The 2,830-nt window shown below is 74.4% G+C and carries 3 protein-coding genes; 2 read left to right on the forward strand and 1 reads right to left on the reverse strand.

Annotated features, from left to right (window positions below; translation table 11 throughout):
• Together B9S61_RS04640 and B9S61_RS04645 are read left to right on the forward strand one after the other, a co-directional pair.
• Positions 1-1,028 (forward strand): CdaR family transcriptional regulator (locus B9S61_RS04640; RefSeq protein ID WP_181007244.1); only part of this gene is annotated, 1,028 nt, incomplete at its 5' end.
• Positions 1,029-1,173: 145 nt separating this feature from the next.
• Positions 1,174-1,899, forward strand: coding sequence for a hypothetical protein (locus B9S61_RS04645; RefSeq protein WP_103541049.1), 726 nt, complete (start codon positions 1,174-1,176; stop codon positions 1,897-1,899).
• A 307-nt stretch (positions 1,900-2,206) separates the two neighbouring features.
• Here the strand turns inward: B9S61_RS04645 and B9S61_RS04650 are convergent.
• On the reverse strand, positions 2,207-2,830 hold a 624-nt coding region (locus B9S61_RS04650), incomplete at its 5' end, for a GntR family transcriptional regulator (protein ID WP_103541050.1).

Genomic DNA, 2,830 nt, shown 5'->3' on the forward strand with positions numbered 1-2,830 from the left:
CGTACAGCCTCTTCCCGGTGGACGGCGGCGGGCGCACCGCGCCGGGCACGGGGGACGTGCGCGAGAGCGTGCTGTCCGACTGGCTGCTGGCCGTCGAGGCCGACGCCGGGGACTGGGCCGAGGAGCGGCTGGACCTGCTGCAGGGGGTCACCCAGCTGATCGCCGTCGAGCGGGACCGCCGGGACGCGGCACGCACCGTCCGGCGCCGCCTGGCGCAGGAGGTGCTGGAGCTGGTCCAGACGGGTGCCGCGCCCGCCGAGATCGCGGCACGGCTGCGGGTGGCGGCGCCGGTGCTGCTGCCCGGACTCGGGACCGCGCCGCACTGGCAGGTCGTGGTGGCCCGGATCGACTGGGACGGCGGGGAGGCCGACGGCGGCGCGGTGACGCGGACGCTGCTGGAGGAGATCCTGGTCGACCCGGCGCAGGCCGGCTCCGAGCACTCCGACCGCATCGCGGTGGCACACACCGGGCACGAGGCGATCGCGCTGGTGCCGCTGCCCGCCGTGTCCGACGAGAAAGATCACTCTTCCGGGGGGGTGCTCGCCGATTCCCTGCTGGAAGCCGTGCGCGATCCGCTCACCGCCGGTCTCGACGGAACCGGCCGGCTCACCCTCGGTGTCTCCGCCGCCGTGCACTCCGCGGAGGGGCTGCGCGGCGCGCTGGAGGAGGCACGGCACGCCCGGCGCGTGGCCGCGGCACGCCAGGGCCGGGTCTGCGCGGCCGGCCACCAGGAACTCGCCTCGCACGTCCTGCTGCTCCCCTTCGTCCCCGACGACGTACGACGGGCCTTCACCGCCCGTCTGCTGGACCCCCTGCGGGACTACGACCGCCGGCACCGCGCCGAGCTGATCCCCACCCTGGAGGCGTTCCTCGACTGCGACGGCTCCTGGACCCGCTGCGCCTCCCGTCTCCACCTGCACGTCAACACGCTGCGCTACCGCGTCGGCCGCATCGAGCAGCTGACGGGCCGTGACCTGTCCCGCCTGGAGGACAAGCTGGACTTCTTCCTCGCGCTGCGGATGAGTTGAGCCGAAGAAGATCTGTCCGGCCCGTTCGGGTCCGCAGCGCACGACTTTGTGAAATCCTTCACCCACCCTCTTGGCCGGGCCCTGTGGTTCGTGCTGAGATGCGGCCACCACTCAACAGCTCAATGGCGTGCTCGGGGAGGGCAACGTGGCGCATACCGCCATGTCCGGTGACGGAACGACCGCCGATGACGATCCTCTCCAGACGGCGGTGTGGCGGTTGCGCTCACGTGCCTGCTGGGCCGACGCGGCCGCGCTGCTCGTACCCACCACCCCGGACACGGCACTGCAGCGGGCGTCGCTGCTGGTGGAGCGCTGTCTGTACACGGAGACGGGGTGGGAGGAGGCCGAGGACGCGCTGCGGACCGCCGAGGCACTGGCGCACAGTGACGACGAGCGGGGGGCGGCCGCTTGTGAACGCGGGTACTTGGCCTACGCCGCCACGCTGTTCCGGGTCCGCGACCGGGCGGACGAGGCGCGGGCCGCGCTCGGACGGGCGGCGGCGCTGATCGCTCCGGGAGCGGCCGGGCGGGCGCTGCTGGACTTCCGGCGCGGGCTGATCGCGGGCGCCACCGCGCAGGCAGACCCGCTGCTGCTGTCCGGCACCTGGCGGCACCTGGCCGGACTCGCGCTGCGCGACGGGGAGTTGGCGGAGGCCCGGCACGGCTTCGCCGAATCCCTGCGTATCCGGGAGGAGTTGGGTTACCTCGTCGGCACCGCCCCGGCTCTGGTCTCGCTCGCCGACACGGAGACCGAACCGGAGGCCTCCCGCCTCCGCGAGGAGGCCCACCGCCTCTTCCGCCTCCTGGGCGGAGTCCCCACCTGGCTGGCCGCCCAACTCTCCCCCCCAACCCCAGGCGCGGCAACAGTCTGACCACTCCCCCACACCCCGCCCCTCCAGCCACCCGACGCCTGAGAACCAGGCCGAACGGGGTCCGGGGCGCAGCCCCGGGAACGCGCGCCATCAGCCCGTCCGGCGTCTGAGGACCAGGCCGTTCAGGCCGAACGGGATCCGGGGCACAACCCCGGGGACGCACCACCAGCCCGTCCGGCGTCTGAGGACCAGGCCGTTCAGGCCGAAGGGGGTCCGGGGCGCAGCCCCGGGGGAAGGGAAGGGAAGGGGCGGCGGGGGCGAAGCAAACCGGCTACGCCCCGCCCCGCCCCCGCTCAGACACTCCCGCTCAGACACTCCCGCCGAAGTGCTCCCCCACCAACGCCCGCACCACATCCACATCGCCCGCGATCAACGCGTCCAGCAGCACCGTGTGCTCATGCGCGTCCGCGACCAGCTCCGCCCGCCCCCCACCCCCGGAGGCACCCCCGCCGAGCGGCCACTGAGCCCGCCGGTGCAGATCCTCAGCGATCCGCACCAGCTGCTCGTTCCCGGCGAGCCCGAGCACCGCACGGTGAAACGCGCGATCGGCCTCCGCGTACGTCGCCCGGCACCCGGAGGAAGCCGCGCGCACGGTCGCCTCCGCGAGCGGCCGCAGTCCGGCCCACCGCTCGGCCGGGACGGTCCGCGCCAGCCGCAGCACCACCGGCGCCTCGATCAGCGCCCGTACCTCGGCGAGTTCGGCCAGTTCCCGCGTCCCCCGCTCGACCACGCGGAACCCGCGGTTGGGCACGACCTCGACCGCGCCCTCCAGGGCGAGCTGCTGCATGGCCTCCCTGACCGGCGTCGCGGAGACGCCGAACCGCTCGGCGAGCACCGGGGCGGAGTACACCTCGCCGGGCCGCAGGTCACCCGTCACCAGCGCGGTGCGCAACGCGGCGAGGATCTGTCCGCGCACGGAGGAGCGCTGGAC

It is taken from the genome of Streptomyces sp. SM1, assembly GCF_002910825.1.
Lineage (GTDB): Bacteria > Actinomycetota > Actinomycetes > Streptomycetales > Streptomycetaceae > Streptomyces > Streptomyces okerensis.